The sequence below is a fragment of the Methanocaldococcus fervens AG86 genome, from assembly GCF_000023985.1.
GTDB classification, from domain to species: Archaea; AGJL01; Methanococci; order Methanococcales; family Methanocaldococcaceae; genus Methanocaldococcus; species Methanocaldococcus fervens.
In genome coordinates this window covers 263,457-279,351 of sequence record NC_013156.1, presented here as the reverse complement: position 1 = coordinate 279,351, position 15,895 = coordinate 263,457, and the positions used below count along the sequence as shown (strand labels likewise).

Here is a 15,895-nt window from a genome sequence, read left to right as displayed (position 1 = left end):
TATGATAATTGGATGCGGTGATAGGGATGAGAAACATAATTGTAAAAAAATTAAACGTTGAACCAATTGAGGAAAGACCAACTGAAATCGTCGAAAGAAAGGGTTTGGGGCATCCAGATTCAATTTGTGACGGTATTGCTGAGAGCGTTAGTAGAGCTTTGTGTAAGATGTATATGGAAAGATTTGGAACTATTTTACACCACAACACAGACCAAGTTGAGCTTGTAGGTGGGCACGCATATCCTAAATTTGGAGGAGGAGTAATGGTAAGCCCTATTTATATTTTGTTGTCAGGTAGGGCAACAATGGAAATTTTAGATAAAGAGAAAAACGAAATTATAAAACTTCCAGTTGGTACTACTGCAGTTAAAGCAGCTAAAGAATATTTAAAGAAAGTTTTAAGAAATGTTGACGTTGATAAGGATGTAATTATCGACTGTAGAATTGGACAAGGAAGTATGGATTTAGTTGATGTCTTTGAAAGGCAAAAGAATGAAGTTCCTTTAGCTAACGATACATCATTTGGAGTAGGTTATGCTCCATTATCAACAACAGAGAGATTGGTTTTAGAAACAGAGAGATTTTTAAATAGTGATGAGTTAAAGAAAGAAATTCCTGCTGTAGGAGAGGATATAAAAGTTATGGGTTTAAGAGAAGGGAAGAAAATAACCTTAACCATTGCTATGGCTGTTGTTGATAAGTATGTTAAGAATGTTGAAGAATATAAAGAGGTTATTAAGAAAGTAAAAGAAAAAGTTGAAGATTTAGCTAAAAAGATAGCTGATGGATATGAGGTTGAGATAAATATAAACACCGCAGATGATTATGAAAGAGAAAGTGTTTATTTAACAGTTACTGGAACTTCAGCAGAGATGGGGGATGATGGTTCAGTTGGGAGAGGAAATAGAGTTAATGGATTAATAACTCCATTCAGACCTATGAGTATGGAGGCAGCAAGTGGTAAAAACCCAGTAAACCACGTTGGTAAGATTTATAACATCTTAGCTAACTTAATTGCATCAGATATTGCTAAATTAGAGGGAGTTAAGGAGTGTTATGTAAGAATATTAAGCCAAATAGGTAAGCCAATTAATGAACCAAAAGCATTGGATATAGAAATTATAACTGAAAATGGTTATGATATAAAGGACATTGAGCCAAAGGCAAAAGAGATAGCTAATAAATGGTTAGATAACATTATGGAAGTCCAAAAAATGATTGTTGAGGGGAAAGTAAATACTTTCTAAATTTTTAGATTTTAAATAATTTTACTTCCTGGAATAATGTAGTATTTTGCATTAGTTATTTTTCTTTTATTATAGAAGTCAAATTCTGGTAGTAATTCGAGTTTTCCTTCAAATTTAATTGTTGGATTGAATTCTAAATAGTTTAATAACCTTTTTCCAGAGGGATTTATCATCTTTCCTTTAGTTATTTTATTGTTCTTAACATTAAATTCTTCTAATATATTATCCTCTACTATTTTAATTACTTTCATTACTTTCATTAAACCGTATCCATATCTTACATCCCCACCAATAAAGATTTTTAAGTTTTCCAATTCATCTTTTAAACTATCATCATTAAGACAAACTAATCCAATCCATTTTAAGTTTTCATTTTTATATCCCACTTCAGTTATTTTTTTCCATAATTCAGTATTTTCTAATGCTTTTTTTGGTTTTGGTAAGATAAATTCAATTTCATGCAATGATTCATCCTTTGCTGTTCTTGTTTCGGGTAGTATTGCCGTTGATATGAAAGAATCAACAAATAATAATCTAAATTCTTTTTCTGATAGATCTCCTAAGTGAAACTCTCCATTTTTGAAATTTGGTTTTAGTATATTTTCTTTATCAAAGGAAGGATAAAAGCATGTTATTTGTTCAAATAATTCTTGATTGCTGTTTAAAGAGTTTCCTTTCATTAAATTATATGCTTTTGTTAAAGCCCCCCACATCGTTTGCCCAGGAATAAATATTCTTGTCTCTGCCAATACACCATATCTTTTATATCCAATGTGAATTGGTTGTTCTTGTTCTAAAACTATTTTATACCAAGTCATTAATCGTCACCTAATGCCTTTGCATGATATCTTGCTAAGATTAATACTCTTTCTAAGATTTCTTTGAAGAATAGTAAATTATCAATATCTTTTGAAAGTTCTTTGAAAATCTCTAAGATAATCTTATTTCTCTCTTTTATTTTATTTTTTAGTTCTATTTTTCCTTCATCGTTTAATTTTTCTTTTTCTAAAAGTCCTTTTATTTTTTCATTTTTTCTTTCAATTTCTTCCTGATTTTCTTTTAAGATTGGAAATGCATCTGAAAAATTAAGTATTTGATTTATAAGTAGTCCTATTCTATCTTTTTTATCTTCAATTTTAATTTTATCCAATGCATAAACCCACATAGCATAAACTCCATCATTTGCCAAAACTCCCAACAATTTATTTATTTCATTTTTATCTAAAATCTGGGCAATATTGAAAGCAACTTCATTAATTTTGTATTCCAGTTTATCCATTAGAACCACCAGTTTGGTTATTCAAACTTTTTTCCATTTTCATCAAACAATTCAATCTTCAATCTTCCAAAACCTCTTGTTGTCATTCCCCCAATTCCCAATGTCTCAAAGAATATTTTTGAATCTTCTAATGCATCTTTTATTTGTTTTATTGTTGGTAATGGTTTTAGTTTGTTAGTTTTATTATCGTTAATTTCCTCAAATGGCTTTTTGTCAAAGATTCTTATTTTTCCATAAAATATTGTTCCTCTTGGGATTGCCTCTGATGTGAATAACGCTCCTTCTTTTGCTGTTCCTGTAATTGGATCTATTGAAACAGAAGTTCTAACCTCTAAGTTTGAGTTGATTATTTGAGAAATTAGGTTGTCTGGAACGATTATTATATCATTTTCATCAATTCCAAAGTTTTGTATTTTGCCTAAATTGATTTTTATGCCATCAACTTTATAAGGCAAATACAGCCAACCTAAATTTATATGCCCTTTTTTCTTATCATCTTCTATTTCTTTTTCTATTTCTTTAAGTGCAAAAACAACATTTTTTTCTTCGTCAAAATCTCCATTTAATAAACCAGCTTCTTTTAAAATTCTTTTAGAAGTTATCCACTTAACCCCAAATCTTGTATAAACTGGGAAGAATAAGATATTTAAATCGGAGAAATAAATCAATCCTTGCCATGATACATCTTTTTTAGAGAAACCAAATGCTTTACAAACAATACATCTTCCACAATGTCCGGTTTTTTCATCCTTTGCACTTTCATAATCAATATTTGGTAAATCATCTTGTCCAGCACATTTTATTCCAGCATATCTGTTTCCTTCGAATAAAACCCAATCTTTATCTTCATTATTTTCCAATTCAAATAATTCTTCAATCTTTTTCTCCTTTCTTTTGCTCTTATCAACTCTATAATCATCTTTAAAATATCCCTGCAATTTCAAAGCCACATAATATCTCCAAGTTCCAGCCAAACTTGACCCTGGAATTTTTGGGATTTTTGTTATTGGGTCTCTTACAATAGTGTTATCAACCCTCCCAATTGTATAACCTCCAGTTCCAATATATATTGGGTCTGTCGCTACTGCATAAACGTTTATTTCATTTACAAAATTATTATTTGTCATACTACCACCCATTAGCACATTTTTAATATAATCTTCTGGTATTCCATGCTCCTTAGCATCTTTTACACAAGTTAACGTATTCTTTTGTAGGTTTTCAATAGGCTCTCCCTCTCTGAAATAAACATAAGCTTTAATCTCTATATTCTTATTTACACAGAAAACCGTTATTTCTTTTCTACCATAAGTTATAGGGTATCCTTCCTGTCTATCTAAAGCTTTTAAGTCATCTTCGGAGATTTCATATATAACACCCCCACACAATTTCTCCATTTTTTTGGTATTATGTTGGCTACAGCACCTTCCCAACCTCTGGAATAACCATCATAAACAAACTTATAATCTTTGATATAACCAATATCTACAAATTTTGGATTTTTTCAGTTCTCTTTTATCCTTTCTTCACTCATATTTGAACCATAGACAAAATAATACATGACTATCCCCCACTTATACAGCTTTTAATCCCTTATGCCAGAATTCAAACATATCTATGAACATTAGCATCTTTTTCCTATCTATTTTATTTATTAGCTCATTTCTGAATTTTTCTAAGTCTTTATCCTCTAAACTAATATCAAATATCACACATAATTTCTCAATTACCTCTTTGTTGGATTTTTTGTTCAATTCTAAGACATTTATGAAACTTGTATCTAAGAATTGGCTTATTGAGTCATCATATTTATTGTCCCAATCTTCTAAGCATTTATAAATTATATTAACCAATTTTTGAAGTTTTGAAGGTTTATTTTCAAAGATTTCTTTGAATTTAATAAATTTCTTCCAATCTTCTAAAGTGTATGGTCTGTTAGATTTTAATGGTAGGACTCTCTTTCCTCTGTAGTATTCAATATCATTCCTTCTAACATTTGAATCTAAAATCTCAAAATCGAAGGTGTTTGGATAGATGTAGAATGTTGGATTATCTTTTCCATTCGTTGTAGTAATCCATTTTAAGCTGTTTTCATCTGGTTTTAGATAGAATTGGTATGTTTCATTATCTCCTCCCCATTCATAGAGAGAGTAATATTCTTCAGTGTTATTTGCTAATTCTTCTCCCCTAACATATTTAGAATAAAGCTCTTTCTGTATTGATTTTAATGACTTTCCATCAATTTTTGTTTTAATATCTTCTAAACTATATAAATCCCTTCTAATTTTTCTTAAAGCCTTTATTCCAATGTATAATGGACTTTTATAATGTTGGATGATTATTCCAATATGCAATGGCAGTTTTCCATAAATCCATTTGAAGTTTTTATTGCATTTCTCTTGAATCTTTTCAATTAGTTTTGGAACGTATTCTGCTGGGATTATGAACTGCCATGAAATTGGTGTTGGCTTAATAATTGAGAAATATGGTCTGTATTCTAACAAATCAATTTTATTTTCATCCAATTCAATTTCTATATTATCTCCTTCGTTTTCTAAACTTTCTAATTTAATTTTCCTTAAGTTAAGTTTTTTAATTAGTTTCTTTTTGTCATTTAATATTTTACTCAATTCTTTAAGATTTTCTTCTTTTTCTTTGTTATTTAGTAGTTTTTTGACTTCATTATTTCCAATAACTTTTAAAAACTGCTCAATGGATGTAATTAAATACAGCTTATCCCCAGCTTTCCAGAAACAGAGGTTTCTATACCTATATTCTCCATTTGGTTTTTCATTTTCATCTAATTGGATAACAATTCTTTTTCTTCTCCATTCTGGAATTTCTAATAAATCAATTAATCCTCTTTCTACATCTTCAAAGAATTCCTTTGTAGTTTCCCAAATTCTTCTTAATCTTGCCGGTGAAGGATTTTTTCTTAAAAGGAATTGTAAGATTAATCTTGATAGGAATTCAATATCTTTATCTGTTAGTTTGTCCCAATAGATAATTCTTTTATCAAAATCTATTTTTTCTTTTTTAGGTTCATTTTTCTCTTCATCCCAATCTTTTAATGATTTGTAAATAAATTTTTCCCATTTGTCCCCAATAGAACGTTCTAATAGAGTATTTTGAATCTGTAAGATAAGATAATTAATAGTAAAAATTTTATATAAATGTTCTTTAATTCCATCTTTTGTGTCATATTCATCAATTTTCTCACATTTTCCTCTCTTTTTATTCTTAATTATGCATTTTGTATTCTTATCATAAAATTTAAAATGTTCTATCCACTCTTCATTTTTTAACAATCTTTTTACCATACCTCTATACTTTGGTTTAACATTTTCTATGTTTTTATAATCTTTTAAGGCATTAAAAGATTCATTAAAAGGTTTTTGTATTGCTTCAACGTCAAATAGTGATAAAAATTCTTTTATTTCCCTTATTTCATCATCATTAAGACTCAATCCCCTGACTTCTTCTACTAATACAGATTTTTTAATTAAATTTATTAAGTTCTTAGTGATTCTCCTATACTTAATGAAATCTTCCTCTCTAACAAGCAAACTATTCAACAAATGCCCATTCAACCAATCTTTCAACTCAAATTTCAAAGTAATTAAAGCAATTTTTCCATTTTCATCTTGTAGTTCATCAATCCAGATTGTTTCATCTCTTAGATTTTCAATCCAGGTAGTAATTCTCCCTTCTCTTCTCTTATAACAAACATCACACATTGGAATTTCATCTCTTTCTCTATCTTTTGAAACAAATCTTTCACCACAAACTTGACAAATCCCAATTTTTTCTTTAAAATCGTTCTCTTTAATCTGTCTTTTTAAAGAATAGTCTGCTTTTAAGAAGTTTTCTTTTGCTTTTTCAATTAAATATCCTAAGTTCATTAAACCTCTTGAGGGTTTTGTCAAAATGATTGTTGGGTAAACTTCATCATCAAATTCATGTTTAAAAATCGTTAAAATTTGGCATTTCAACCATCCAAGATTTTTATTCAATTCATATAAGTTTTTATCAATCTCTTTTCCAATAACACATTCTGGAACTAAGAAATAGATTCCGGTTTCATCTCTATAGATTTCGTTACCTAATGCCCATTTAACTTCAATTAAATCTTTTATTTGTTTATCAACTTCTCTTGTTGCTTCTCTATACCACTGAATATGTGCAACTTTTAATCCCTTTTCTGCCAAACCTAATTTGTCATATTGGATTCCCAAGATTGACCATTTAATATTCCTATAATCAAATTCAGATAAATCCTTAAGTTTTGAATTATCTAAAAATAGTCCAGCTAATGATGCTTTAAACATCGTTGTAGCCATGTATGCCTGATCATATAAAGACGTGTCATTTACTGGAAAACGGCTATCTGACGGTATAAATCCATATAACAATCTAATTAAGGCATAAACTTTTCTTCTGATTTTTGATACATCACAAGTTTTTAAGTTAGATAAGATTTGCTGTAGGTTGTCCCCATTTTCTAATTCATCAAAGTAACTATCATTTTCTAAATCCAATATTTTTTTAATCTCATCTTTATAATCGAAAACATTATGTCTTGAAATATAGTCTCTCAAATCATCTAATTGCTTTTCATTTACTAATCTTTTTAAACTTCCAAAGGAATTTGCTAAGTAAGGTTGGTTTCCCTTTATGTGATTTCCCTCTTTAGGAGATCCTTTTTCAATCCCAGAATTTAGACCTTCTGAAGATCCATACAACACTTGTAAAATTTTTTTTAGGATTTTCTTTTAAATTAATTCCTCTCCAATTTCTCCAATTTTCATTAATAAAATCATTTAAAGCATCTACTTCATCTATTACATTTCCATCCTTATCTTTTATGTTTAATCCATCAATATTTATTTTTAAATCATTAAAAAATGCACTTAATAAATTTTTTATTTCATCTTTTTCATTAGAATATTTTGGTGTTATTCCTTTAAAATATTCGCTATTAATAGATTGCCACCAACTTACAAAAGTTTTATCTAAAAGTGTGAATAAACTAACAATCTCAGCCTTCAAAATTTCATCCGTGTATCTTAATAAGTTATTTACATCTACTGACATCCCCTCCACCCTTCTAATTCTCCATTTTCTATTTTTATATTGCCATTAAGACAATAAATTTTTTCTTTTATTTTAAAAGTCCCCCACCCCAGTTTTGTCTTTGCCCCAACACCTAAATCAGCAACTTTTTCAATACAATTGCATAAGAATTCCAAATCTTTTTTAACCTCTTTCCTTAATTCATCATTTTTCTTCAAAATTCCATCAAAAGGAACATAAACAATTTGCAAAATTCCCTCTGATCCTTTTGGAACTACTTCATAATGAATTGGATTTATTCCAGCCCTTGTTTTTCTACTATGTGGATTTATAACTTCTAAACTTAACCTATCAAAGTATGTTGGATAGAATATAGCCCTCCCTTTCTTTACTTCATAATATTTCTTTTCATTCTTTTTATCATTAAATATATTTTTAAAATTTAAGTCAAAATGTTCTTCAATAATGTTCTTCCAGTCCTGCTCTATCTTATCAAATTCTATAACAACATTCAAGTTAAATATTAAGTATTTAACTAAAGATTTCTTCAATTCATCTTTGTTTTCTTTTTTCATGAGGTTTATTAACTCTCTAAACTCTTCATTTCCAGTTCCAAAGATTCTTAAATAACTAAAAACATAATCCCAAAATTCTTTTTTGCCTATATTTTCTTTAATTATCTCTCTTCCAGCATTTGCTATTACTCCTTTCCACCTACCCCTCCTAATCATTGGAACTTTAAAAACTTTCTCTTTCAATATTGGATTTTGGATTAAGTAGAATTCCTCATCATCTCTTGAGAAATATGGTTGTTTTAATTTAAACTTAACCCAAATTCCAAATGAATATGGAATGTGTTGATCTATCAAATTTTTTAATTTATTTTCTAAGTTATTTTCGTTAATAATTCCAGAATATTTTTGTGCTTTTTTAAAATCTCCTATTTTATATATTTTATATTTTTTACCCTTAAATTTTTTCAATTTTTCATTTTTATTAAATAAACCAAATTTTAAAGTGTAATAGTTTTTTTCATAGTTCTGAACGTTGTTTTCAAAGTTCTTTTTATTGTGAATATAGTATGTCAAACTTTCATAATAGATTTCAGTTTGATTCTCTGGCATTTTTACCACCTTTTATATTTAAAATTCCAGCAATTGAAATAAAACCTCCTTTTAATTTTCCATTATCTTTGTCTTCATAAATATATGGCAAAATCTTTGATCCTTCCGTTGGATTGTTATGTCCAAAAAGTTGATGTCTTTCATTTTCATTTCCATCATTTTCTTTATGTTCTTTTCTTTTTTGTGCCTTGATTTTTATTAGTTCTTTAATAATGTCTTTAAAATTGTTTTCATTGATATTATTCTTTAAAACAAAAATTTTATCCTCTTTATTAAGCAACTTATCAAAATTATTTACTTCCTCAATTAATTCGATATATTGTAAAGTTTTTATTGTGTTTGTTTCATCTTTTTTGCCTAATGCAAAATTAGAAAAATCAAATACTTTTTTCTTTTCCCAATCTTTTACTTCTTTCCAATTATTTTCGTTCTTTATTTCAATACCCCTAACTTTTACTCTACCATATCCAATATTCCATTTTCCTCCCAAACAACCATATTCATCAATAAAATTCAACAAAGGGATTAATATATCATCTTTTATTACTTCATCAGTTTCAAAAATTACTTCAAACTTTCCATAAAAATATGGATGTGGAAAATACCAGACTGACCAATCTTTTTTGAAATTATTGTTATCTCCATGGTATTTTTCTTTAATAAACTGATAATAATCATTTTTTGTTCGCCATTCTATTATATTTTTGTCATCATCATTGTCTTTTTTAATTCCAATAGCATATGGTATATTTAGTTTATTTCCAAAACAATAATCTTCTATTGATTCAATTTTCTTTATTCTAATTCTTCCTCTCCAACCAGTGCATCCAAAAATTCTTGAAGGTAAAGATATTTCCATGTCCTTTAAAATTTTATCTATCGCTTTTTCTAAATCCATTTTACTTTTAATTTTATCTTTTAGCTCTTTAAACTTTTTATAATCCAAAGTTTCACTTGGTTTTCCATTCTCGTCAAAATACTCATTATCAATAATTCCATTAAAATAACACAAAACTTCGAACCAAAATCTCAAACTTCCCAAGATAGATGAAGGTCTTATCTCCATGCATTGCCCCCACGCATTACCATTCCATAGTGGAGTTAATGTTTCAAACTTAACTTTTAGTTCTACTTTATCCATATTATTCACCAATATACTCAGTTACTTCTATTTTGAAGTTTTAGAATATAGCTTTTTAAAAAAATTAAAAAAATAAATAAAATAAGCCATCTATCCAATGTATCTTAAATCTTCCTCACTTGGTGGTTTTGCTTGGGCAGCTTTCAACATTTCTTCTTCAAACTTCTTAATCTTTTCAATAAACTGCTCCATGCCCTTAGCTCTCTTCTCCAACTCTTCCATATTAATCTCTATATTTTCAAGTTTGCAGAACTTTTCTAAAACTGCTTTAGCAGCATTTGGGTCTATTAGGTATCCAGGAGTTTCTCCCATTAAGCAGATTCCAGGAATTCCATTTAAATCAGCAAACATTAGCATTAATCCAGCGGCTCCAACAATCCCTCCCCCATCTGTTCTGAATAAAATATTATGCTCTTTAAGTTTTTCAGCAAGCTCTGGAGATGTTGTAGCACCATAAACTTTAATCTCTTCACTCAATTTCCCAATACCAAATCCACCTAAGGTGTAGACAAACCTTGCCCCATACTCAATACCTATTTTAACAATCTCCTCAGCTAAATGATACTGACCGACTGGAGATAACGCCTGAGTGTTTCCTAAAACAACAATCATTGGCTTTGGCTCCTCTATTTTATAAAATTCAGCACACATGTATTCTATAGTTCCGTCATCCTTAACTAAAACTTGAGGTGGAAAATCATAGCAAAAGAGCTCTAAAAACTTTTCCCCATTAAATTCATGGACTATGTGTTCAGCAGCTAACCTCCCAACGTGTCCAATTCCTGGAAGCCCTTCAATTAACAAAGCATTTTCTAATGGCTCTATGTCCTTTATTTTTCTTGTAATGATTTTAACCATAAGTTATCACCTTAATAATTTATTATCTTTAGAGTTTTTTATATGTTTTTGCAAACTCTCTTATAAACTTTATTTCATCCATTCCAATATTTAATTTTTCTCTAATTGTTCTTGCCAACTTACCTTCTCCAAACAATAAAGCAACAGCTCCAGTAAAGTTTCTCGTAGTTTTCTTTTCTTTTGCCTTATCAAAATCAATAATATAGGTTTTTTTATCAGTTACTAAAAAATGCCGTCCACCCTGTATTTCCTTATGCTCAATCCCAAGCATATCGAGCTTTAGAGTAATTTTTAGTATATCTTCAACTACTTTTAATAACCTATTTTTATCCAATTTTTCAACCGCTGATTTTAACTCCTCCCCATCTATAAACTCCATAATTAAATAATCTCTGCCATATTTATAAACCTTTGGAGCTATATTATAGTTTTCTAAATATTTTAAAATCTTAGCTTCATTCTCTATTGTATTTTTTGGACTATCTGTTCTTGGAATTTTTATAGCAACCTCTTTATTGTTATAAATTCCTTTTAATACAACACCCCTATGTCCTTTTCCCAAAACATCTATAATTTCAACTCCTTTATTTTCCAATTTGTTTATTACCTCTTTATTCAAAATATTTTCTGGAATTTTTTTTAATATTTCTTTTTTAATTGCCAATCACCCCGCAAAATATTTAACTATCCCATAAATGGCATATAATAAGCACAACAACAGAGCAAAGTGTGGAATCCCTATTATAGCCAAAATTAATGATACTGCAAATATGAAGATAAATATACCCTTAGGATATTTTGGATATCTTATATCACTAATCATCAAAAGTCCTATTAATACAGCTAATATTGAATTTATTAGATAATTGTCAATTAACTGGCAGAATCCAGCTAATAATAAAGCTCCTGCAGGTATTGGTAAGCCAATAAAGCCCTTAACGTTTAAAATTCCAAATCTTGCCAACCTTAAAGCCCCACAAAGACAAAATATTATCGCAGATATTAAAGCTAAGGTTGATTCAAAGTTGTTATATAACAAATAAGCGGGAGCTACGCCAAAGCTAACGACATCTGAAATACTATCCAACTCAGCTCCAAAGTCAGATACAGTCCCTGTTTTCCTTGCAACATAGCCATCTAAAGAGTCAAAGACTATCGATAGATAAATTAAGGAAAAGTTGTTTAACAATATTGCCAAAAGCCCAGTAATAATATTCAACATCGTTACATAATCTGATATTGTGAGTATTTTCCTAATGCTAAACATTCTCTCCCTTTGTTTTTGTTTTTAATATTTTTGCATTTAAGTTATATAAATTGAGTAAAATATTTTTAGATGTTATCAAATATTTATAGAGGAGATCATAATAAAGCTTTTTATTACTTTTATTCTTTTTATTTCGATATCAAATTAAAAATTTATTACAAAGGTGGAATTGATGGAATTAACACCATGGGAAACTCCTGCAGTTATTGATTATAAGAAAACAATGGAACAGTTTGGAGTTAAGCCTATTGCTGATGTATTAGGAGATTTAAAAGATGAGCATCATTTCTTTAGGAGGAATATTATATTGGGGCATAGGGATTTTGAGAGAATAGTTGATGCAATAAAAAATAATAAGGAGTTTGCAGTTGTTAGCGGAATGATGCCTTCCGGTAAAATGCACTTTGGGCATAAGATGGTTGTTGATTTATTGAAGTTTTATCAGAAATACACAGATAATATAAATATTCCAATAGCTGATTTAGAAGCTTATTGGGCAAGAAACATGGATTTTAAGAAAACAGAGGAGTTGGCTTTGAATGAGTATATAACAAACTACATAGCCCTTGGTTTAGACCCAGAAAAAATTAACGTCTATTTGCAATCAAAATATCAAAAAGTTAAGGATTTAGCTTTAATATTGTCTAAAAGAACCAATTGGAGTGAAATGAGGGCAATATATGGATTTAAAGGAGAAACAAACATTGGGCATGTCTTAGCCCCAATAGTTCAAGTTGCAGATATTTTGCATCCTCAACTCGATGAAAATTTAAATCCAGAGCCAAAACCAGTAGTTGTTCCTGTTGGAATTGACCAAGACCCTCATATAAGACTAACAAGGGATATCGCAAATAGGGCTAAGGAATTTAAGTTCATCCCTCCATCTTCAACATACCACAGATTTATGACTGGATTATTAGGAGGAAAGATGAGCTCTTCAAAGCCAGAGACTGCAATATTTTTAACTGATGATGAAAAAACAGTTAAAAAGAAGATATTTTCAGCTAAGACAGGAGGAAGAGAAACTTTAGAGGAGCATAAAAAATATGGAGGAGTTCCAGAGGAATGTGTAGTTTATGAACTGTTTTTATACCACCTAATTATGGATGATAAGGAGTTGTCTGAAATATATCAAAAGTGTAAAAAAGGAGAGCTAACCTGTGGTAAATGTAAAAAAATGGCTTATGAGATGGTTGCAGAGTTTTTGAGAGATTTGAAGGAAAAGAGGGAGCAAGCAAAAGAAATTGCTGTAAAAATATTGAAAGGAAAATATTAAATCATAATTTACTTTTAAATTAAATTTTTATTTGCCATAATATTTTTATTTTTGGTGATGTTATGGACATTATAACATTAACTACCGATTTTGGTACTACAGAAGGATACGTTGGGGCGATGAAAGGCAGAATCTTAGATATATTAAAAAAACACAATAAAACTGCAAAGATTGTTGATATATGCCATGAAATAAGGGCATTTAATATATACCATGGAGCTTATGTTTTATTAACCGCCATTCCTTATTTTCCTCCATCAGTTCATGTTGCAGTTATAGACCCTACAGTTGGTAGTGAAAGAAATTCAATAGTTGTTGAAACAAAGAATGGGCATTATTTAGTTGGACCAGATAATGGGTTATTTACCTATGTAGTTGAAAAATTGGAGATAAAGAGGGTTATTAAAATTGATGAAAGTAAATATATTCCATCTTCAACATTTCATGGAAGGGATGTTTATGCAGTTGTAGGGGCTGAGATTTTAATTAATAACGGCTATGATGGGGAGGAGTTAGATGATATTGTTAAATTAGATACTGAAAAAAAGAGAGTTATACATATAGATAGATTTGGGAATGTTATAACAAACATTAGAGCTGAAGAAGTTGATTTTAATCTCTATGATGAAATTTTAATAAAAATAAAAACAAAAAAAGGAGAAAAAATTATTAAATGCAAATTTGTTAAATCGTATTATGAAGAAAAAGATGAATTCATATGCCTAATAAACAGTGAAGGATTTTTGGAGATATCTAAGTTTATGGACAATGCCTCAAAATTGTTAGATGTTGATTATTTAGATGAAATTGAAATATTAAAATAAAAAATAATATAAAGACTTATGGACTACTTTTTATATACAACTTACCAAAGTAGTAAGCATAGACCAGCTGTAAATAGAAGCCTAATATCGCTCCAATAATCCAACCTATTATTGGAACAGTTGCAATGACTCCAATTATTAAATATATAATCAATATTACGATGTAGCAGATAAGATATTCACCAAACACTGATTTTATTCTGTTGATTATTTCACCAAATTCAAATGCCGCTCCAAAACTATCCTTAGCTACGTAGTTTGCAAGAGCCATTGGTATCATAAATCCAAATATCACTATCAATATAAATACAATTAACATTCCTAATAAATTAACAACTTTGCTTCTCATAGCTATAAATACTGCCATAAGTATCAATGGAATAATTAAATATATAATAGCTATTATAGCCCCCACTAAACCTTTTACAAATTTTGATCCAAAGTTTTCCCATTCTGGAAGGGTTTCTTTATTCCACATAACTAACTTCATCGTCTCCAAGGCATAACCAAAGCTTATAAAATTTACGATTGGGATTATATTAAATATCCCCCCAATAAGAAGTTTTGAAGCCCATTTTTCATCATTTGTGGGAAATTTTAATCCTTCTGAAATATCCATTTTTTCACCTTTAACACTCTACAATATATAGCTTAATTTTAATATTTATATAATTTATGTTTTGAGGTGAGATTTATGAAAATTAGAGGTATCTGTTATAGATGCGGGGCTGAAGATGAGCTTATAGATGGACTCTGTCCAGTTTGCTATGCCCAAGAGCATCCATTAATTGAAGTTCCAGATAGAGTTGAGGTTGAGGTCTGCCATATGTGTGGTTCTTACAAAAGAAAGATATGGCAAACACCTAAAAGCGAGGAAGCTTTTGAGATATTGAATGAAATTGCCTACTACGCTACAAAAGATGCCATTAAAAAGAAAAGTGTTATGGTTGATGTTGAAATTTATCCCAAAATTACACAACTTCCTGGAGGGAAGAGAAGTAAGTTAATAATTCCAGTACATATTATAGCTAAAGGTAGATTGCCTGGAGAGAAGGAGGATAGAGTTTATGAGAAAGATATAGAAGTGCATTTAAAGATGGTTCAATGTCCAAGATGTTCAAGATTCATGTCTAACTATTATGAAGCTACTTTACAAGTTAGAGCTATGAATAGATATTTAACTGAAGAGGAGAGGGAAGAAATAGATAACTTTGTTAGAGAAGAGTTGGCTAAAAGATTGAAGAAAGATAGAATGGCGTTTGTATCAAAATTTATTCCTCAAAAAGAGGGGTTGGATTATCAACTTGGTTCAGTTGGGGCGGCAAGGAATGTAGCCCAAAAAATTAAAGAAAGATATGGAGGAAAGATTACAGAAACAGCCACGTTAGTTGGTGTAGATAGGGACAGTGGGAAGGAACTTTATAGAGTTACAGTCTCTGTAAGAATTCCAGAGTATAAAGTTGGGGATGTTGTAGAGTATAAAGATAAGTATTATTTAGTTACCGCAATAACTGAAAATAAGGTTTACATGAAATCCATAGATCATAATAGAGAAAAAATTGGATTGCCTTGGCATGTAGCAGAGAAAGAGACCAGAATGGAAAAAAAGAAAGATGAGCTGGATACGGCAACAGTTATAGCAACAACACCAAATATCATGGTTATGGACGATAAGAGCTATGAAGTTTATGAATTCGACAATGTTGGAGATGTGGAAGTTAAAGAAGGGGATAAAGTTAAGATATTTAAAAAAGAAGGAGTTTCTTATTTGGTAAATAAAGTTGAAGAAGATAAGTAAGTTTGGTG

15 protein-coding genes are annotated in these 15,895 nt (G+C 29.5%); 4 read left to right on the top strand and 11 right to left on the bottom strand.

From position 1 onward, the window contains the following. The first annotated feature begins 26 nt into the window (after nucleotides 1–26). Nucleotides 27–1,247 carry a methionine adenosyltransferase gene (locus tag MEFER_RS01400; protein ID WP_015790860.1) on the top strand — a complete coding sequence of 407 codons (1,221 nt, stop codon included), beginning with the start codon at nucleotides 27–29 and terminating at the stop codon, nucleotides 1,245–1,247. 11 nt (nucleotides 1,248–1,258) lie between these two features. Here the strand turns inward: MEFER_RS01400 and MEFER_RS01395 are convergent, their stop codons facing one another. The 10 genes from MEFER_RS01395 to pssA all read right to left on the bottom strand — a co-directional run bounded on the left by MEFER_RS01395 (nucleotide 1,259) and on the right by pssA (nucleotide 11,989). Further along, on the bottom strand, nucleotides 1,259–2,065 hold the full coding sequence (locus tag MEFER_RS01395; RefSeq protein ID WP_015790859.1) for an RAMP superfamily CRISPR-associated protein: 807 nt from the start codon (nucleotides 2,063–2,065) through the stop codon (nucleotides 1,259–1,261). Next, nucleotides 2,065–2,526 carry a hypothetical protein gene (locus MEFER_RS01390; RefSeq protein WP_015790858.1) on the bottom strand — a complete coding sequence of 154 codons (462 nt, stop codon included), beginning with the start codon at nucleotides 2,524–2,526 and terminating at the stop codon, nucleotides 2,065–2,067. The genes MEFER_RS01395 and MEFER_RS01390 overlap by 1 nt, the downstream gene beginning before the upstream one ends. Nucleotides 2,527–2,543: 17 nt before the next feature. Continuing rightward, nucleotides 2,544–3,923 carry an RAMP superfamily CRISPR-associated protein gene (locus MEFER_RS01385; RefSeq protein ID WP_015790857.1) on the bottom strand — a complete coding sequence of 460 codons (1,380 nt, stop codon included), beginning with the start codon at nucleotides 3,921–3,923 and terminating at the stop codon, nucleotides 2,544–2,546. 177 nt (nucleotides 3,924–4,100) lie between these two features. Next, nucleotides 4,101–7,271, bottom strand: coding sequence for a CRISPR-associated protein Csx11 (locus MEFER_RS01380; protein ID WP_015790856.1), 3,171 nt, complete (start codon nucleotides 7,269–7,271; stop codon nucleotides 4,101–4,103). Further along, a complete protein-coding gene (locus MEFER_RS08175; protein ID WP_015790855.1) occupies nucleotides 7,231–7,620 on the bottom strand; it encodes a hypothetical protein in 390 nt (129 codons plus the stop codon). Before MEFER_RS08175 ends, MEFER_RS01380 begins: the two co-directional genes overlap by 41 nt. Beyond that, complete coding sequence (locus tag MEFER_RS01375) at nucleotides 7,611–8,723, bottom strand: hypothetical protein (RefSeq protein ID WP_015790854.1); 1,113 nt, start codon at nucleotides 8,721–8,723, stop codon at nucleotides 7,611–7,613. Before MEFER_RS01375 ends, MEFER_RS08175 begins: the two co-directional genes overlap by 10 nt. Then, on the bottom strand, nucleotides 8,704–9,864 hold the full coding sequence (cmr1, locus tag MEFER_RS01370) for a type III-B CRISPR module RAMP protein Cmr1 (RefSeq protein WP_015790853.1): 1,161 nt from the start codon (nucleotides 9,862–9,864) through the stop codon (nucleotides 8,704–8,706). Before cmr1 ends, MEFER_RS01375 begins: the two co-directional genes overlap by 20 nt. Before the next feature lie 90 nt (nucleotides 9,865–9,954). Next, on the bottom strand, nucleotides 9,955–10,722 hold the full coding sequence (locus MEFER_RS01365; protein WP_015790852.1) for a proteasome assembly chaperone family protein: 768 nt from the start codon (nucleotides 10,720–10,722) through the stop codon (nucleotides 9,955–9,957). A gap of 28 nt (nucleotides 10,723–10,750) precedes the next feature. After that, entirely contained in the window at nucleotides 10,751–11,386 is a 636-nt protein-coding gene (locus tag MEFER_RS01360; RefSeq protein ID WP_015790851.1) for a protein kinase domain-containing protein, read from the bottom strand. Next, nucleotides 11,387–11,989, bottom strand: a complete 603-nt coding sequence (pssA, locus tag MEFER_RS01355; RefSeq protein WP_015790850.1) for a CDP-diacylglycerol--serine O-phosphatidyltransferase — start codon at nucleotides 11,987–11,989, stop codon at nucleotides 11,387–11,389. A 172-nt stretch (nucleotides 11,990–12,161) separates the two neighbouring features. On the opposite strand from pssA, the gene MEFER_RS01350 reads away from it, so the two are divergent. Further along, nucleotides 12,162–13,265 carry a tryptophan--tRNA ligase gene (locus tag MEFER_RS01350; protein WP_015790849.1) on the top strand — a complete coding sequence of 368 codons (1,104 nt, stop codon included), beginning with the start codon at nucleotides 12,162–12,164 and terminating at the stop codon, nucleotides 13,263–13,265. 62 nt (nucleotides 13,266–13,327) lie between these two features. Further along, nucleotides 13,328–14,089, top strand: a complete 762-nt coding sequence (locus tag MEFER_RS01345; RefSeq protein ID WP_015790848.1) for an SAM hydrolase/SAM-dependent halogenase family protein — start codon at nucleotides 13,328–13,330, stop codon at nucleotides 14,087–14,089. A 16-nt stretch (nucleotides 14,090–14,105) separates the two neighbouring features. Here MEFER_RS01345 and MEFER_RS01340 read toward each other — a convergent pair whose 3' ends face one another. Beyond that, nucleotides 14,106–14,708 (bottom strand): DUF4013 domain-containing protein, encoded by a 603-nt coding sequence (locus MEFER_RS01340; RefSeq protein ID WP_015790847.1) that lies wholly within the window; start codon nucleotides 14,706–14,708, stop codon nucleotides 14,106–14,108. Nucleotides 14,709–14,783: 75 nt separating this feature from the next. Between MEFER_RS01340 and MEFER_RS01335 the strand changes: the two genes are divergently transcribed. Further along, on the top strand, nucleotides 14,784–15,887 hold the full coding sequence (locus tag MEFER_RS01335; RefSeq protein WP_015790846.1) for a 60S ribosomal export protein NMD3: 1,104 nt from the start codon (nucleotides 14,784–14,786) through the stop codon (nucleotides 15,885–15,887). The last annotated feature ends 8 nt before the right edge of the window (nucleotides 15,888–15,895 follow it).

Excerpts from the sequence above, each read along its gene's own strand:
- MEFER_RS01400 (WP_015790860.1), top strand. The coding sequence starts at position 27 with ATGAGAAACATAATTGTAAAAAAATTAAACGTTGAACCAATTGAGGAA.
- MEFER_RS01395 (WP_015790859.1), bottom strand. The coding sequence starts at position 2,065 with ATGACTTGGTATAAAATAGTTTTAGAACAAGAACAACCAATTCACATT.
- MEFER_RS01390 (WP_015790858.1), bottom strand. The coding sequence starts at position 2,526 with ATGGATAAACTGGAATACAAAATTAATGAAGTTGCTTTCAATATTGCC.
- MEFER_RS01385 (WP_015790857.1), bottom strand. The coding sequence starts at position 3,923 with ATGGAGAAATTGTGTGGGGGTGTTATATATGAAATCTCCGAAGATGAC.
- MEFER_RS08175 (WP_015790855.1), bottom strand. The coding sequence starts at position 7,620 with ATGTCAGTAGATGTAAATAACTTATTAAGATACACGGATGAAATTTTG.
- MEFER_RS01375 (WP_015790854.1), bottom strand. The coding sequence starts at position 8,723 with ATGCCAGAGAATCAAACTGAAATCTATTATGAAAGTTTGACATACTAT.
- cmr1 (WP_015790853.1), bottom strand. The coding sequence starts at position 9,864 with ATGGATAAAGTAGAACTAAAAGTTAAGTTTGAAACATTAACTCCACTA.
- MEFER_RS01365 (WP_015790852.1), bottom strand. The coding sequence starts at position 10,722 with ATGGTTAAAATCATTACAAGAAAAATAAAGGACATAGAGCCATTAGAA.
- pssA (WP_015790850.1), bottom strand. The coding sequence starts at position 11,989 with ATGTTTAGCATTAGGAAAATACTCACAATATCAGATTATGTAACGATG.
- MEFER_RS01350 (WP_015790849.1), top strand. The coding sequence starts at position 12,162 with ATGGAATTAACACCATGGGAAACTCCTGCAGTTATTGATTATAAGAAA.
- MEFER_RS01345 (WP_015790848.1), top strand. The coding sequence starts at position 13,328 with ATGGACATTATAACATTAACTACCGATTTTGGTACTACAGAAGGATAC.
- MEFER_RS01340 (WP_015790847.1), bottom strand. The coding sequence starts at position 14,708 with ATGGATATTTCAGAAGGATTAAAATTTCCCACAAATGATGAAAAATGG.
- MEFER_RS01335 (WP_015790846.1), top strand. The coding sequence starts at position 14,784 with ATGAAAATTAGAGGTATCTGTTATAGATGCGGGGCTGAAGATGAGCTT.